Here is a 14042-nt window from a genome sequence, read left to right on the forward strand (position 1 = left end):
CAACGCACCACCCCTGCCCATGAATACGCCGGCGGAACCGGTTCGGTTCCCCGAGCCGGTCCCGCCGGCCGTCCGGCGCGGTGTCAGACCGCGAACCGCTCCCGCACCCGCGCCCGGGCCCCGGCCGCCGCGCCCACCCGGTCCAGACCCAGCAGCGCCGCGCCCAGCACCGGCCGCGCCGTCACCACCGTGGGGACGGCCTTGGGGGCGCGGGCCGCCAGCAGCTCCCGTATCCGGTCGTCGAGTTGCGGATGGCGCGCCGCCAGGACGCTGCCGCCGAGCAGGACCGGCGCCGGTTCGGACAGCAGGTCCAGCCGGGTCAGCGCGACCGTCGCCATCGCCACCACCTCGTCGGCCTGCCGGTCCACCACCGACCGGGCGAGCGGGTCGCCGGCCGCCGCCGTGGCGAACAGCACGGGGGTCAGCTCGTGGCGCCGGGCGGGCTCGACGTGCCGCAGGTGCAGGGCCTCGATGAGGGCGTACATCGAGTCGAGCCCGAAGTGCGCCGGCAGGGTCCGGGCCAGTTCGGTGGGTCCGCCCCGGCCGTCCTCCGCGCGTGCCGCGTGCCACAGCGCCTCCTCGCCCAGCCCCCAGCCGCCGCCCCAGTCGCCGGACAGGCGGCCGATGGCGGGGAAGCGGGCGGTGCGGCCGTCGGGGCGCATGCCGACGCAGTTGACGCCGGCCCCGCACACGACGGCGACGCCGAGCGGCTCGTCGACACCGGCCCGCAGGATCGCGAACGTGTCGTTGCGCACGTCGACACGCGCGCCCCACGCGCGCGCGTGCAGCGCGGTGGCCAGTTGCTCCTCCTCCACGGGCAGGTCGGCGTTGGCCAGGCACGCCGACACGTGCTCGACGGAGCCGACACCGGCCGCCGCGAAGGCCCGCGCCACCGCCTCCGCCAGGGCGTCCACGGCCCGCTCGACGCCCACCGCGGGCGGCCGGAAGGGGCCGCCGCGGGCCGTGGCCAGCACCTCCCCGTCCGCCGTCACGACGGCCACGTCGGTCTTGCTGTTGCCCGCGTCGACGGCGAGCACGCTCGCGGTCAGGCCCACGCCAGGTGCTCCCGGTTGTGTGCGATCAGCCGGTCGGTGAGCTGCTCGGCGTACCCGTACTGGCCGACGAGGGGGTGGGCGAGCAGCGCCCGGAACACCCGGTCCCGGCCGCCGCGCAGGGCGGCGTCCAGGGCGAGGTCCTCGTACGCGGTCACGTTCGCCATCAGGCCCGCGTACAGCGGGTCCACGGCCGCCACCGGCAGCGGGGCGGCACCCTTGGCGCCCACCGCGGCCGGCACCTCGATCACGGCGTCGTCGGGCAGGAAGGGCAGCGTGCCCCGGTTGTACGTGTTGACCACCTGGTACGGGGAGCCGGCGCCGCCGAGCAGGGCGGCGGCCAGGTCCACGGCGGCCTCCGAGTAGTAGGCGCCGCCGCGCTTGGCGAGCAGGGCGGGCTTCTCGTCCAGGGCCGGATCGCCGTACATCTCCAGCAGCTGCCGCTCCATCTCGGCCACCTCGGCGGCCCGGGAGGGCTTGGTGTGCAGTTCGTCCACGACCTCGTCGTGCGCGTAGTAGTAGCGCAGGTAGTAGGAGGGGACGACGCCCAGGCGGTCCAGAAGGGGGCGGGGGAGGCGCAGGTCGGCGGCGACCGCGTCCCCGTGGTCGGCGAGCAGCCGGGGCAGGACGTCCTCGCCCTCGGGGCCGCCGAGCCGGACGCCGGTCTCCCAGGTGAGGTGGTTGAGGCCCACGTGGTCCAGGTGGACGTCGGCGGGCGTCACGCCGAGCAGCGCGGCGAACTTGCGCTGGAGCCCGATCGCCACGTTGCACAGGCCGACCGCCCGGTGTCCCGCCTGGAGCAGTGCGCGGGTCACGATGCCCACCGGGTTGGTGAAGTCGATGATCCAGGCGTCCGGGTTGGCCCGCCGGACCCGCTCGGCGATGTCCAGCACCACCGGCACCGTGCGCAGCGCCTTCGCGAGGCCGCCCGCGCCGGTCGTCTCCTGGCCGACGCAGCCGCACTCCAGCGGCCAGGTCTCGTCCTGCTCGCGGGCCGCCTGGCCGCCGACGCGCAGCTGCAGCAGTACGGCGTCGGCGCCTTCCACGGCCGCGTCCAGGTCGGAGGTGGTGACGACGCGGCCGTCGTGTCCCTGCCGGGCGAAGATGCGGCGGGCGAGGCCGCCCACCAGCTCCAGCCGGTCCGCCGCCGGGTCGACGAGGACCAGTTCCTCGACCGGCAGGGTGTCCCGCAACCGGGCGAAGCCGTCGATCAGTTCGGGCGTGTAGGTCGAACCGCCGCCGACCACGGTGAGTTTCATGCAGTCATCAACCCTTTACTCCGGTCAGTGTGACGCCCTCGACGAACGCCTTCTGCGCGAAGAAGAACACGAGGATCACGGGGGCCATGACCAGCACGGTCGCGGCCATGGTGAGGTTCCAGTCGGTGTGGTGGGCGCCCTTGAAGGACTCCAGGCCGTAGGACAGGGTCCAGGCGCCGGGGTTCTCGGAGGCGTAGATCTGCGGGCCGAAGTAGTCGTTCCAGGCGTAGAAGAACTGGAAGAGGGCCACCGCCGCGATGCCCGGTTTCGCCATCGGCAGGACGACCTTCAGCAGGGTGCGCAGCTCCCCGCAGCCGTCGACCTTGGCCGCGTCCAGGTACTCGTCCGGGATGGTCAGCAGGAACTGGCGCAGCAGGAAGATGGAGAAGGCGTCGCCGAAGGCCATCGGGATGATCAGCGGCCAGAGCGTGCCGGACAGGTCCAGCTGCTTCGCCCAGAACAGGTACATCGGGATGATGATCACCTGCGGGGGCAGCATCATCATCGAGATCACCAGCATCAGGGACAGCTGCCGGCCCCGGAAGCGGAACTTGGCCAGCGCGTAGGCCACGGGCACCGAGGACACGACGGTCAGGACGGTGCCCAGACCGGCGTAGAGCAGCGTGTTCCGCCACCAGGTGAGGAAGCCGGGCGTGTCCAGGACCGTGCGGTAGTTGCCCCACTCCCAGGTGTGCGGCCACAGGTCCCGGGTGAGGGCCTGCTGGTCGCTCATCAGCGAGGTGAGCACCACGAAGACGAACGGCAGGGTGAAGAACAGGGCGGCGGCGACGCCCAGGGCGTGGACGCCGATCCACTCCAGCAGCACGCGCCGGCGAGCGGCACGCCGTTCGGCGGGCGGTGTCGTGCCGGCCACCACGGGCCGGTCCAGTACCTGGGTCATCGGTCACCTGCCTGGATCAGTCCGCCCCGGCGGCGCATCAGCAGCGCCGTGCACGCCATGGCCAGCGCGAACAGCACGAGGGCGACCACACACGCGGAGCCGTAGTCGAAGCGCTGGAAGCCGAGGTTGTAGACGAGCTGGGGGAGCGTGAGGGTCGACTTGTCGGGGTAGCCCGGCTCGAAGGACTGGCCCGAGCCGCCGATGACCCCGGAGGCGACCTTCCCCGCGACCAGCGGCTGCGTGTAGTACTGCATCGTCTGGATCACGCCGGTGACCACGGCGAACAGTACGATCGGCGAGATGTTCGGCAGCGTCACGAACCGGAACCGCTGCCACGCCGACGCCCCGTCCAGCTCGGCCGCCTCGTACTGCTCCCTCGGTACGTCGAGCAGCGCGGCCATGAAGATGACCATGAGGTCGCCCACGCCCCACAGCGCGAGCGCGGTCAGCGCCGGCTTGGACCAGGCCGCGTCCGTGAACCAGCCGGGCGCGGGGACGCCCAGGCCCTCCAGGACGGAGTTGACCGGTCCGGTGCCGGGGTTGAGGAGGAAGACGAAGGCCAGCGTCGCGGCGACCGGCGGGGCGAGGTAGGGGAGGTAGAAGAGGGTGCGGAAGACCCCGGCCCCCGTCCTGATCTTCGTGATGAGCAGCCCGATCCCGAGCCCGAACACGACCCGGCAGGTCACCATCACCACGACCAGCCACAGGGTGTTGCGCAGGGCCGGCCAGAACAGGGGGTAGTCCTGGAAGACGTACACCCAGTTGTCCAGGCCCCGGAACTCCGGGACTCCGAAGCCGTCGTACTTCATCAGCGAGAAGTACACGGTGGACACCAGGGGATAGGCGAAGAAGACGCCGAACCCGACGAGCCACGGTGACATGAAGGCCAGCGTGCGCAGCGCCGAGGAACGGCGCTTCGCGCGGAGGGTGTTCGTGGTCATGGACGTGGTCATGTCCGCTACTTCGTCTGCTCGATGTCGCGGTCGATCTGCTGGGCGGTCTTCTCCAGCCCGGCTTTGAGATCCTTCACCTTGCCCGACTCGTACTGGTACCCGAAGTCCTGGAGCGTCAGCTGGTACGTGGAGCCGTTGACGGAGGCCGGCGGGGAGTTCGACTCGGGGTGCTGGGCGATGTCCAGGAAGGTCTTGAACGCGGGGTCGGTCTCGAGGTCCGGGGACTTCAGGGCCGGGAACGTGGAGGGCACGTTGCGGATGGCGTTGGCGAAGGCGACGACGGCCTCGGTGTCGGTCGTCATGTACTTCACCAGCTCCCACGCGGCGTTCTTCTTCTCGCTCTGCGGCGCGATGCCCATGACGGTGCCGGACAGGAACCCCTTGCCGTACTCGTCCACCTCGTCGTCGGCGACGGGCATCGGCGCGGTGCCGATCTCGAAGTCCACCCCGGCGTCCTTCGCCATGCCGAGCCGCCACTCGCCGTCGAGCTGCATCGCCACCTGGCCGGTGTGGAAGGGGTGTTTGGCGCCCCACTCGTCGCCGAAGGTGTTGCGGTACTTCTCCAGCCTGTCGAAGCCGCCGAGGTCGTCGACGAGCTTCTTCTGGTACGTGAACATCTCCGCGAAGGCCGGGTCCTCGGCGACGCTCGACTTGCCGTCGTCGCCGAAGTAGGCGTGGTCCCACTGGGACATGTAGTGGTCGACGACCGTCTCGTAGCCGTGGTAGTTCGGCATGAAGCCGAGCTGCTCGTAGCCGTCGCCCTTCGGCTTGGTCAGCTTCTTCGCCACCTCGGCGAACTCGGACCAGGTCTTGGGCGGGGCTTTGATCCCGGCCGCCGCGAAGGCGTCCTTGTCGTAGTAGAGGCCGTAGGCGTCGCCGAGCAGCGGCAGGGCGCAGCGCGTGCCCTCGAACTGGGTGTAGTCCAGCATCGGCTTCGGGATGAGCGCGTCCAGGTCGAGCTTCGACTTCTCGATGAAGGGCTTCAGGTCGGCGAAGGCGCCCGAGGAGCAGAACTTGCCGATGTTGGAGGTGGTGAACGAGGACACCACGTCCGGTCCGCTCGAACCGCCCGCGCGCAGGGCCTGGTTGAGCTTGTCGTCGTTGATGTTGCCGACGACCTTCACCTTGATGTTGGGGTGCGCCTTCTCGAAGCGGTCGACGTTGGCCTGTACGGCCTTCACCTCGGCGGGCGCGCTCCAGCCATGCCAGAAGGTGAGGGTGGTCTCGGCGTTCGGGTCGTCCGAGGCGCCGGATTCGGCCTGGCCGGTACAGGCGGTGGCGAGCAGGGCGAGGGAGGCGGAGGCGGCGACCGCGAGGGCGGCCTTTCTGGATATTCCGGGCATGGCGAGGCTCCCTGGGGCAGGGCGTGGCGGGACGGGGGTGGTGGTGCGGGGTGGGTCGTGCCGTGCGGAGGTGGCTCAGCGCGAGGTGTCGAAGACCTCGTCGCGGGTGGTCGCGAGGGCGCTCTCCAGCGCGCCGCGCAGTACGGGGTGGTCGGTCACGTCACCGACGACGAGCCGGGGCCGGGAGGCGGCCAGCTCCTCCAGCTCGTCCTGGACCAGGTCGCGCAGCGCCTCGCCGCCGGCGGCGAGCGAGGTGCCGCTCAGGACCACCAGCTCGGGGTCGAGCACCGAGACGAGCGAGGCGAGGCCGGTGGCCAGGCGGGTGGCGTAGGTCTGGAGCAGCCGGCGGTGCGGTTCGTCGTCGGTCGCGGCGGCACGGGCGACAAGGGCGGCGGCGGCCTCGTAGTACGGCCCCGGGGGGAGGTCGGTGAGTCCCAGCTCCCGGGCGAGCCCCGGCAGGGCCTGGGAACCGGCGAGTTCCTGGAAGCCGCCGCTGCCGGTCCGGCTGACCTTGCGGACCAGCGGCGCGCCCGGCACCGGCAGGAACCCGACCTCGCCCGCGCCGCCGGTCCAGCCGCGGTGCAGCCGGCCGCCGAGGACCAGGGCGGCGCCCAGGCCCTCCTGGTTCCACAGCAGCACGAAGTCCTCGTGCCCCCGGGCCGCGCCGAGGCGCTGCTCGGCCACGGCCGCGAGGTTCACGTCGTTCTCGTACTCGACCGGCATCGGCAGCGCGGCGGCGAGTTCGTCGAGGAGGGTGGGGGAGTGCCAGCCCGGCAGGTGGGAGGCGTAGCGCAGCCGCCCGGTGCCCGGGTCGAAGGCGCCCGGGGTGCCGATGACGAGGCGGTGGACGTCGGCCCGGGCGAGCCCGGCGGCCTTCACCGCGCCGTCGAGGGCGTCGGTGACCTGCTGGACGACCGGGGCGACGGGCCGCCGGCCCGGGGTCGGCAGCTCGAAGCGGCCGACGGTGCGCCCGGTGACGTCGGCGACCGCGGCCAGGACGCGGTCCGGGGTGACGTCGAGTCCGGCGGCGTACGCGGCGGCCGGGTTGACCTCGTAGAGCTGGGCGCCGGGGCCGGGGCGGCCCTCGGTGGTGCCGCCGGCCAGCACCAGGCCCGCGGCCTCCAGGCGGGCCAGCAGCTGGGAGGCGGTCGGCTTCGACAGGCCGGTCAGCTTGCCGATCCGGGTCCGGGACAGCGGCCCGTGCTCCAGCAGGAGGTCCAGGGCGGCCCGGTCGTTCATGGCGCGCAGGACGCGCGGGGTGCCCGGCGTTCCGGCGGTTCCTGCCATGCGTGTCCACACCTGCCTCTCGCCGCTCAGCCTTTCAGTGGGGGACGGGCAAGTCCACTGCCCGTCTGCCCGCCCCATCGAAGGTGACTGTTAGGAAAGTTTCCTGTTGGCTGAACGTAGGCCCGCCCGGGAGGGGGCGTCAAGAGACCGCCCCCGAGGCAACGGAGTCGTTACCTCGGGGGCGGTCTCGTGGCGGAGAGGGGCCGGTCCCGCTACTTGGTGGTGCTCGGCGGAGGGATGGGGGACGCCGCGACGGACTGCGGCGAGACCGTGCTCGCGTACGCCGAGGGCGCCGCGACACCCGCCGTCGGGTCGGCGGCCTGGACGCCGTCCACCGGGAGCGTGGCCCCGCCGACGATCGCGATGCCGGCCTCGTCGAAGCCCCGCTTGATGCGCCAGCGCAGCTCACGCTCGACGGTGAGGGCCTTGCCGGGCATGGTCTTCGCGGAGACCCGCACCACCATGGAGTCGAGCAGGACGGAGTCCAGGCCGAGGACCTCGATCGGGCCCCAGAGCATCTCGTTCCAGGGCTCCTCCTTGCTCATCCGCTCGCCGACCGCGGCGAGGGCCTCCTTCACCTTGTCCAGGTTCTCGTCGGAGCGGACGGTCACGTCCACGCCGGCCGTGGACCAGCCCTGGGAGAGGTTGCCGATCCGCTTGACCTCGCCGTTGCGGACGTACCAGATCTCGCCGTCGACGCCGCGCAGCTTGGTCACCCGCAGCCCGACCTCGATGACCTCGCCGGAGGCCACACCCGCGTCGATGCTGTCGCCGACGCCGTACTGGTCCTCCAGGATCATGAAGACGCCGGACAGGAAGTCGGTGACCAGGTTGCGGGCGCCGAAGCCGATCGCCACGCCCGCGACGCCGGCGGACGCCAGCAGCGGGGCCAGGTTGATCTGGAAGGTGCCGAGGATCATCAGCGCGGCGGTGCCGAGGACGAGGAAGCTGGCCACCGAGCGCAGGACGGACCCGATCGCCTCCGACCGCTGCCGGCGCCGCTCGGCGTTGACCAGCAGCCCGCTCAGCGCGGTGCCGCCGGACGAGCCGGTCCTGCGGTTCATCCGCTCTATCAGCTTGGTGATCGCCCGCCGCACCACCGCCCGCAGTACCGCCGCGATCACCACGATCACCAGCACCCGCAGCCCGATCGCGAGCCACGTCGACCAGTTCTCCTCGACCCAGCCCGCGGCGTTCGTCGCGCGTTCCTGGGCGTCCTGGAGCGAGGGCACCGGTGTCGTCGTCGGCTCCGAGGGGGTCGGGGACGGCGACGGACCGGCGGCCATGCGGACGGCGGCGGACAGGGACACGACGGTTTACCTCCAGGTGCGGCGGCCCGTCCTGAGAGGTCCGGTCCAAGGTCACGGAAAGGTCACCGGACGGGCAGATGCACCACACTAACGGGGCACCGGGCGCGGAACGGCCCGAAATGGGCGGGAGAGACGGTCCTCACCCGCGCTCGGACTGGTCACGCCCCCGGCACCGCGCTCCGTGTGGTCGAAAACACTCCCAGCCCGTTACCGGGACATGGTGGCGCTTCGACCAGCCATGAGGGGAGACTGAACCAGATCGTCCCGGCGCGAGCCACGCGCCGCCGACGCCCAAGGAGGCACCCGTGCCGCATGTCCTGGTCCTCAACGCGTCGTACGAGCCGCTCGGCGTCGTACCGCTCCGCCGCGCGCTCGTCCTCGTCCTCGAGAACAAGGCCGTATGCCTCGAGGAGTCCGGCGCCTACCTGCACAGCGCGACCGTCACCGTGCCCGCACCCAGCGTGGTCCGGCTCAAGCGGTTCGTGCGGGTGCCCTACCGGGGACCCGTCCCGCTCACCCGCCGTGCCCTCTTCGCCCGCGACGGAGGCCGCTGCATGTACTGCGGCGCCGTCGCCACCAGCGTCGACCACGTCATTCCGCGCAGCCGCGGAGGGCTGCACGCCTGGGACAACGTGGTGGCCTCCTGCCGCCGCTGCAACCACGTCAAGGCCGACCGCCACCTCGGCGAGATCGGCTGGCGCCTGCACCACAAACCCGCCCCACCCACCGGCCTGGCCTGGCGCATCATCGGCACGGGCCATAGGGACCCGCGCTGGCTGCCCTACTTGCAGCCGTACGGCGCGGAGGACGCGATGGCCCGGATCGACGGCATTTCCGCCTGACGGTCCGGGCCTTCGCGTACGCCGGTGCGGGGCCGCTCAGCGCACCCAGTTCTTCAGTCGCTCGGTGTCCAGTGCGATCCCGACCGGCTCGGGCAGGACAACCTCCTTGCCGAAGGGCAGCGTCTGCACGGTCTCGTACCGCCCCCCGTCCGGTCGGCTGTGCACCTTGACCTCGCAGGTGTCCCGGTCGATCAGGAGATACACCGGGATGCCGGTCTCGGCGTAGGCCCGGGGCTTTTCGACGCGGTCGCGCCGGTCGGTGTCGGAGTCGTACGAGGTGACTTCGACGACCATGAGGACGGGGGTGGGGTCGGCCCATTCGCCGGCTCCGGCGAAGGCGTGGCTGGGGGTGAGGGAGCCGTCGGGGTGGGCGCGCCCCTCGCGGCCGGCGCCGACGATCAGACCCTGCCGGGAGTTCAGCCACAGCTCGGGGCGCTGTTGCAGGCAAGCGCGGGTGAGCCACTGCAGCGTGCTTCCGCGGTTGCCGTCGGGCGATGCCTTCCCGCTCAGACAGCCGTGAATGAACTCCAACCGCGCGCCCTCGGCCGTCCTGAAGGCATGCCGGGCCAATTCCTCGAACTCGGTGACGAGCATCTGGGGCGAGTCGGCGGTCACGGGCTTCAGCGTAGGTGAGGCCCGGTTGGGGTGGGGACGTCCCACTCGGCGTATACGGTCTTGCCGACGATGCGCGGTTCCCAGCCCCACCGCGCGGTGACCGCCTCGACCAGTAAGAGCCCTCGTCCGAACTGGCCGGCGGCGCCCCCAGCCGGCCGCGGGCTCGGCAGCCGCTCACCGCGCGGGTCGCTCACCTCGACCCGCAGGGTGTGGTGACCGAGGGTGACGCGCACGCGGATGAGCCGTCCCCGGAGGCTGCCGTGCAGCAAGGCGTTGGTCATCAGCTCCGAGACGACGAGGGCGATGTCTCCGGCGAGTCCCGGCTGTCCCCACTCGGCAACGAGCCGGGCGGCTCTGCGCCGGGCGAGGGGGATGCTGCGCTGGGTGGGGGTGTAGTCGAGGCGGTCCTCGTGGAGGGGCGGTGCGGGCAGGGGCGCGGGTTCTGTCATGGAGAGGCCTCCTGGAGCGTGCGGCGGTGGCTCTGCCGTGCCTGCGCGGGGCAGGACGGTGCACTTCCGCCGGGAGCGTGGGCCGCGGAGTGAGCGGCTGGATACTCAACGTAGCGGGATGGTCTATCCGGGGGCAATCGCTACGGGGAATTAATTCCCCAGAGTTGGACGCGGTAGACGGATCGGCGCGACACTGTGGCGGTGACGCGATCAACTCAAGCCGCAGGAAACCGGATCTCGACGGTTCTGGGCCGCAAGCTGGGTGCCGAGCTGCTGCGTCTGCGTGACGCATCGGGCAGGACGCAGCAGCAGGCGGCCGGTGCCATCTCCGCCACCGCGACGAAGGTCGTGAAGATGGAACGCGGCTGGGTTCCCATGCGGGACCCGGACATCCGCGCGCTCTGTGAGTTCTACGGGGTCCACGAGGACCGGACCGTCAACCGGCTGCTCGGCCTTGCTCGGCTGGACCGGGAACGCCGTAAGGCGAAGGGGTGGTGGAGGCAGTCGCCGCAGGCCGAGGCGGTGGCGGAGTACATCTCCATGGAGGATGTGGCCAGTCGGGTCCGCACCTGGCAACAGTCCTTCGTGCCCGGTCTGCTCCAGACGCCCGAGTACACGAGGGCGCTGGTGGTCAGCGAGGGTGTCTGGACGGATCCGGACGAGATCGAGGGGGTCGTCGACGTCCGGAAGAAGCGGCAGGAGCGTCTGGAGGGGAGCGAACCGCTCCAGTTGTACGCGGTCATCTGGGAAGCGGCTCTGCGGCAGCAGGTCGGCGGGCCTGACGTGATGCGCGCGCAGCTCCACCGCATCCTGGAGCTGGCTCAACTTCCCAACGTGCGGCTTCAGGTGCTGCCGTTCCGTGCGGGCGGGCACGCCTGTATGGCTGGATCCTTCAGCATCGTCTCGTTCGTCGAGCCCGAGGCCGTGGACGTGGTCCACGTCGACACCATCGCGGCTACCGTGTGGGTCGAGGACGGAGGCGAAAGCGCCACGTACAGCTCGTTCTTCGACCGCACCGCACGACTGAGCCTGGCTCCCAAGGACTCGCTCAGACTGATCGAGAGCATCAGCGAGGACATGCATTGATGAACGGCTTCGACTTCGTGAAGTCCAGCTACAGCAGCGGAAGCGGCGAGTGCGTGGAAGTCGCCCTCAACGTCCCCGAAGCCGTGGCCGTCCGCGACTCCAAGAACCCCGGCGACGGCCCGATACTCCGCCTCACCCCGGAGGCGTGGACGGAGTTCACCGCGTCGCTGAACTGACCTCCGCCTACGCGGACTCGCCGTCAGCCGAGTACGTCTGACGGGTGGTCGATTCGGGTCGGGAACGGGGATCCTGTGGCCGAATCGGCTGCGAAGGGCGGAGTCATTCCGGACAGGCTGAGGTATCCGTTCACACTCTGTGTGAGAGCGAACCCGTACCCGTCGGGTGTCCGCGTACCGCAGCCGCGCGGGCGTGAATCCCGGTCGGTCTCGATCGTCCAGCCCTGGCCCTTCCAGACCCGCAACGTCAGATCGTAGTACCGGTCGGAAGTGTCGGGGGTGGTGCCGAGAATCCAGTACCGGATGTCGAAGAAGTCCAGGGGGTGGTCCGGGTCGTCGTTCGAGGGCAGGGTCACACCGTCGTGGAACGCCGCCTTGGGAAGGTCCGGATGCCGCAGCGCAAGCGCCAGTTCGGGAGGTAGCGCCCCGAGCGTCTCGGTGAAGTACCACAGCAGCCGGGCCCGGAGCGCGGCCTGGGCCGGTTCCGCCGGCATGCGGTCCTCGTTTCGTCGTGGCGGGGAGGACTGTGCGCCGCCGCTGGGGAGACACCAGTGTTGGAGGGGGACTCGCGGGTATCAACGGCCCGTAGATCGAACGAAGTCGAGCGCACGATCAACGCGTTGAAGAACTCCCGGGCCGTGGCCACGAGATTCGACAAGCGCGCCTACATCTTCCACGGCACCATCACCGTCGCCTCGATACGCCTGTGGCTCAGGCCATGACGTGACCGGCCCGGGTCCTCAAGGCATGGGATCGGGAATCGGCACCTGGATGACTTCAGGCACGCGGCAGGAAGCGAGTGATCTCCGCCGCCACGTCCTCCGGGACAACCGACGGCGCGAAGTGCATCTGACCGGGGAAGGTCGTGTAGATGACGTGGGGCAGTGCGGACGCGAGCCGGTCAAGCGTCGCCGGCATCGGCTGCCAGGTGTCGGCGCCCCGCATCAACAGCGTGGGAACGGTGACTGCGGACCAGCGTTCCACGTCCACTGAGTCGGCGGCCATCGATTCGAGGTCACGGCACCAGCCGGGCGCGTCGGCGGGTTCATTGTCGTCGGAATCGCCCGCATCCATGAGGTCCAGCAGCTCGGCCGGGACGCGGGCCACCTTCTCCGCCAGCAGACGATCGGCCCGCCGTCGGCCACCGTGTGCAATCAGGTCCTCGAACTCGGCGAGTACGGGAACCAGTTCCTCACCGGCTGCGTACAGCGGCGGCTCCCACAGCACCAGGGAGCGAACCGGCAGTCCGGCTGCCGTGGCGTGCAGGGCGACCGTGGCGCCATAGGACATGCCAACCAGGTGCACTGGGCACCCGATCTTGTCGATCAGCGCCTTGAGGTCCCCCACCTCGTCGGTGAATCGCTTCGGTGGCCGGCCTGGCCCGCTCGGAGCGTACCCGCGCCGGGCAGGTGTCCACAGCTCGAACCGGTCAGCGAGTCGTTCGGCCACCGGCTGCCAGGAGTGCAGGCCGCCGCCGGAGCCGTGGACCATGACGACCGGCGGCCCAGAGCCCAGCTGTTGACAGCTGATGACGGTCCCATCGAAGGACTCAAACGATTCAAAGGACCCGAAGGACTCCGACAACTCGATCACGCTCGACATGCCAGGACCGTTGCACGGTCCGCCCAGGCCGGTCCACCGGATTTCCGCAGCTCATGCAGCCGCCCTCAGCCCGACTGCATGATCCGCCGGACAGTCTCTGGTCCGCCCGCTTGCCGTGCGAGTTTGCGACTCCGAGTTGGACCGTGACGGGCGGGCGCCGCCTACACGAACCGCAGTTCCCCGGCCGCACCGAGCGCCCCAGCATCGTCTCATTCGTCGAGCCCAAGGCTAAGGACTACCCGCCGCATCCCTGCGGTACCTGCCAGGCGAAATGCCGAACTCTCGCTTGAACGCCTTGGCGAAGGCGAATTCGGAGGAGTAACCGCTTCGGGCCGCCACGACGTGCAGCGGGGCGTCGCTGTTGGTCAGGAGGCGGCCGGCGACGGTCATGCGCCACCAGGTCAGGTAGGTCAAGGGAGGCTGGCCCACGATCGTCGCGAAGCGGCGTGCGAAGGCCGCCCGCGACAGGCCGGCCCTCGCGCCCAGCTCCTCCACGGTCCATGGTCGGGCCGGGTCGTGGTGGAGGGCGTGCAGCGCGTCGGACACCGCCGGGTCGGCCAGCGCGGCCGCCCAGCCGGTGGCCGCCTGCTCGGCGTGCTCGTTCAGCCAGGCGCGCAGGATGTAGAGGAGCAGCGAGTCGAGCAGCGCTGTCACCAGCGCGTCGGAGCCGGGTCCCGGCCGCTCCAGGTCGGCGCCCAGCAGATCGACCGCGGTGCGCAGCTCGGTGTGCGCGCCGATTCTGGCCGGCAGGTGGACGACATCGGGGAGTCCGGTGAGCAGTGGGTGCGCCCGTGTCCGGCTGAGCTGGTAGGCGCCGCACAGAAGGTGCGTGGGCGGGCCCGCGACCTGCGGGGGCTCCTCGGTGAGGACCCAGTCCCCGTCGTCGTTCGGTACGACGTCGACCAATCGGCTCGCGGGATCGTCCGCGAGCGCGTGCCCGCGTCCGTGCGCGAGGAACACCACGTCGCCAGGGGCGAGCGGGGCCGGTTCCCGCCCGGGCGACAGGAGCCAGCATGACCCCCGCAGGACCACGTGGAAGCCCGCACCGTCGGAAGAGGCGAATCTCAAGCCCCACGGTGCGGACAGGACGGTGCGAGAGGAATGGGGGATGCCGGTGCGCATGGCGGCGATCGCGTCGCTGAGCACATCCATGAGGGCGAGCCTAGC

At 71.0% G+C, this 14042-nt stretch carries 15 protein-coding genes and 1 pseudogene; 4 read left to right on the forward strand and 12 right to left on the reverse strand.

The window, feature by feature from the left end:
- Positions 1-83: 83 nt before the first annotated feature.
- The 7 genes from ACFC1X_RS04855 to ACFC1X_RS04885 form a co-directional block, all read right to left on the reverse strand.
- On the reverse strand, positions 84-1055 hold the full coding sequence (locus ACFC1X_RS04855) for an N-acetylglucosamine kinase (RefSeq protein ID WP_376348820.1): 972 nt from the start codon (positions 1053-1055) through the stop codon (positions 84-86).
- A complete protein-coding gene (locus ACFC1X_RS04860; RefSeq protein ID WP_376348822.1) occupies positions 1046-2311 on the reverse strand; it encodes a 6-phospho-beta-glucosidase in 1266 nt (421 codons plus the stop codon). The genes ACFC1X_RS04855 and ACFC1X_RS04860 overlap by 10 nt, the downstream gene beginning before the upstream one ends.
- A 7-nt stretch (positions 2312-2318) precedes the next feature.
- Positions 2319-3212 (reverse strand): carbohydrate ABC transporter permease, encoded by an 894-nt coding sequence (locus tag ACFC1X_RS04865; RefSeq protein ID WP_376348824.1) that lies wholly within the window; start codon positions 3210-3212, stop codon positions 2319-2321.
- Positions 3209-4153, reverse strand: a complete 945-nt coding sequence (locus tag ACFC1X_RS04870) for a carbohydrate ABC transporter permease (protein WP_376349767.1) — start codon at positions 4151-4153, stop codon at positions 3209-3211. Before ACFC1X_RS04870 ends, ACFC1X_RS04865 begins: the two co-directional genes overlap by 4 nt.
- A gap of 17 nt (positions 4154-4170) precedes the next feature.
- Positions 4171-5508 (reverse strand): ABC transporter substrate-binding protein, encoded by a 1338-nt coding sequence (locus ACFC1X_RS04875; RefSeq protein ID WP_376348826.1) that lies wholly within the window; start codon positions 5506-5508, stop codon positions 4171-4173.
- Positions 5509-5583: 75 nt separating this feature from the next.
- Positions 5584-6795, reverse strand: a complete 1212-nt coding sequence (locus tag ACFC1X_RS04880; protein ID WP_376348828.1) for an ROK family protein — start codon at positions 6793-6795, stop codon at positions 5584-5586.
- Between the two features lie 212 nt (positions 6796-7007).
- Positions 7008-8105 (reverse strand): mechanosensitive ion channel family protein, encoded by a 1098-nt coding sequence (locus ACFC1X_RS04885; RefSeq protein WP_376348829.1) that lies wholly within the window; start codon positions 8103-8105, stop codon positions 7008-7010.
- 305 nt (positions 8106-8410) lie between these two features.
- Between ACFC1X_RS04885 and ACFC1X_RS04890 the strand changes: the two genes are divergently transcribed.
- A complete protein-coding gene (locus ACFC1X_RS04890) occupies positions 8411-8947 on the forward strand; it encodes an HNH endonuclease (protein ID WP_125495453.1) in 537 nt (178 codons plus the stop codon).
- A 36-nt stretch (positions 8948-8983) separates the two neighbouring features.
- On the opposite strand, the gene ACFC1X_RS04895 is transcribed toward ACFC1X_RS04890, so the two are convergent.
- Complete coding sequence (locus ACFC1X_RS04895) at positions 8984-9562, reverse strand: Uma2 family endonuclease (RefSeq protein ID WP_376348831.1); 579 nt, start codon at positions 9560-9562, stop codon at positions 8984-8986.
- A gap of 5 nt (positions 9563-9567) precedes the next feature.
- Complete coding sequence (locus tag ACFC1X_RS04900; protein ID WP_376348833.1) at positions 9568-10011, reverse strand: ATP-binding protein; 444 nt, start codon at positions 10009-10011, stop codon at positions 9568-9570.
- 201 nt (positions 10012-10212) lie between these two features.
- Here ACFC1X_RS04900 and ACFC1X_RS04905 point away from each other — a divergent pair, with 201 nt between their 5' ends.
- Complete coding sequence (locus ACFC1X_RS04905; RefSeq protein WP_376348835.1) at positions 10213-11097, forward strand: helix-turn-helix domain-containing protein; 885 nt, start codon at positions 10213-10215, stop codon at positions 11095-11097.
- Positions 11097-11273: a DUF397 domain-containing protein gene (locus tag ACFC1X_RS04910; RefSeq protein WP_376348837.1), complete on the forward strand. Its 177-nt coding sequence runs from the start codon at positions 11097-11099 to the stop codon at positions 11271-11273. The genes ACFC1X_RS04905 and ACFC1X_RS04910 overlap by 1 nt, the downstream gene beginning before the upstream one ends.
- Positions 11274-11296: 23 nt before the next feature.
- Here ACFC1X_RS04910 and ACFC1X_RS04915 read toward each other — a convergent pair whose 3' ends face one another.
- Positions 11297-11767 carry a hypothetical protein gene (locus ACFC1X_RS04915; protein WP_376348839.1) on the reverse strand — a complete coding sequence of 157 codons (471 nt, stop codon included), beginning with the start codon at positions 11765-11767 and terminating at the stop codon, positions 11297-11299.
- A gap of 99 nt (positions 11768-11866) precedes the next feature.
- Between ACFC1X_RS04915 and ACFC1X_RS04920 the strand changes: the two are divergent.
- A pseudogene (locus ACFC1X_RS04920) lies at positions 11867-11995 on the forward strand (IS5/IS1182 family transposase); the annotation flags it as partial.
- 55 nt (positions 11996-12050) lie between these two features.
- On the opposite strand, the gene ACFC1X_RS04925 reads toward ACFC1X_RS04920, so the two are convergent.
- Entirely contained in the window at positions 12051-12875 is an 825-nt protein-coding gene (locus tag ACFC1X_RS04925; protein ID WP_376348840.1) for an alpha/beta fold hydrolase, read from the reverse strand.
- A gap of 228 nt (positions 12876-13103) precedes the next feature.
- Positions 13104-14027, reverse strand: coding sequence for an AraC family transcriptional regulator (locus tag ACFC1X_RS04930; protein WP_376348842.1), 924 nt, complete (start codon positions 14025-14027; stop codon positions 13104-13106).
- Positions 14028-14042 lie beyond the last annotated feature (15 nt).

Origin of the sequence: Streptomyces sp. NPDC056128, assembly GCF_042263835.1 — a bacterium.
GTDB lineage: Bacteria > Actinomycetota > Actinomycetes > Streptomycetales > Streptomycetaceae > Streptomyces.

What these genes read in the sequence shown, in the direction of transcription:
- ACFC1X_RS04860 (WP_376348822.1), bottom strand. Translation starts at nt 2,311, where the DNA reads ATGAAACTCACCGTGGTCGGCGGCGGTTCGACCTACACGCCCGAACTG.
- ACFC1X_RS04865 (WP_376348824.1), bottom strand. Translation starts at nt 3,212, where the DNA reads ATGACCCAGGTACTGGACCGGCCCGTGGTGGCCGGCACGACACCGCCC.
- ACFC1X_RS04870 (WP_376349767.1), bottom strand. Translation starts at nt 4,153, where the DNA reads ATGACCACGAACACCCTCCGCGCGAAGCGCCGTTCCTCGGCGCTGCGC.
- ACFC1X_RS04875 (WP_376348826.1), bottom strand. Translation starts at nt 5,508, where the DNA reads ATGCCCGGAATATCCAGAAAGGCCGCCCTCGCGGTCGCCGCCTCCGCC.
- ACFC1X_RS04880 (WP_376348828.1), bottom strand. Translation starts at nt 6,795, where the DNA reads ATGGCAGGAACCGCCGGAACGCCGGGCACCCCGCGCGTCCTGCGCGCC.
- ACFC1X_RS04900 (WP_376348833.1), bottom strand. Translation starts at nt 10,011, where the DNA reads ATGACAGAACCCGCGCCCCTGCCCGCACCGCCCCTCCACGAGGACCGC.
- ACFC1X_RS04910 (WP_376348837.1), top strand. Translation starts at nt 11,097, where the DNA reads ATGAACGGCTTCGACTTCGTGAAGTCCAGCTACAGCAGCGGAAGCGGC.
- ACFC1X_RS04915 (WP_376348839.1), bottom strand. Translation starts at nt 11,767, where the DNA reads ATGCCGGCGGAACCGGCCCAGGCCGCGCTCCGGGCCCGGCTGCTGTGG.
- ACFC1X_RS04925 (WP_376348840.1), bottom strand. Translation starts at nt 12,875, where the DNA reads ATGTCGAGCGTGATCGAGTTGTCGGAGTCCTTCGGGTCCTTTGAATCG.
- ACFC1X_RS04930 (WP_376348842.1), bottom strand. Translation starts at nt 14,027, where the DNA reads ATGGATGTGCTCAGCGACGCGATCGCCGCCATGCGCACCGGCATCCCC.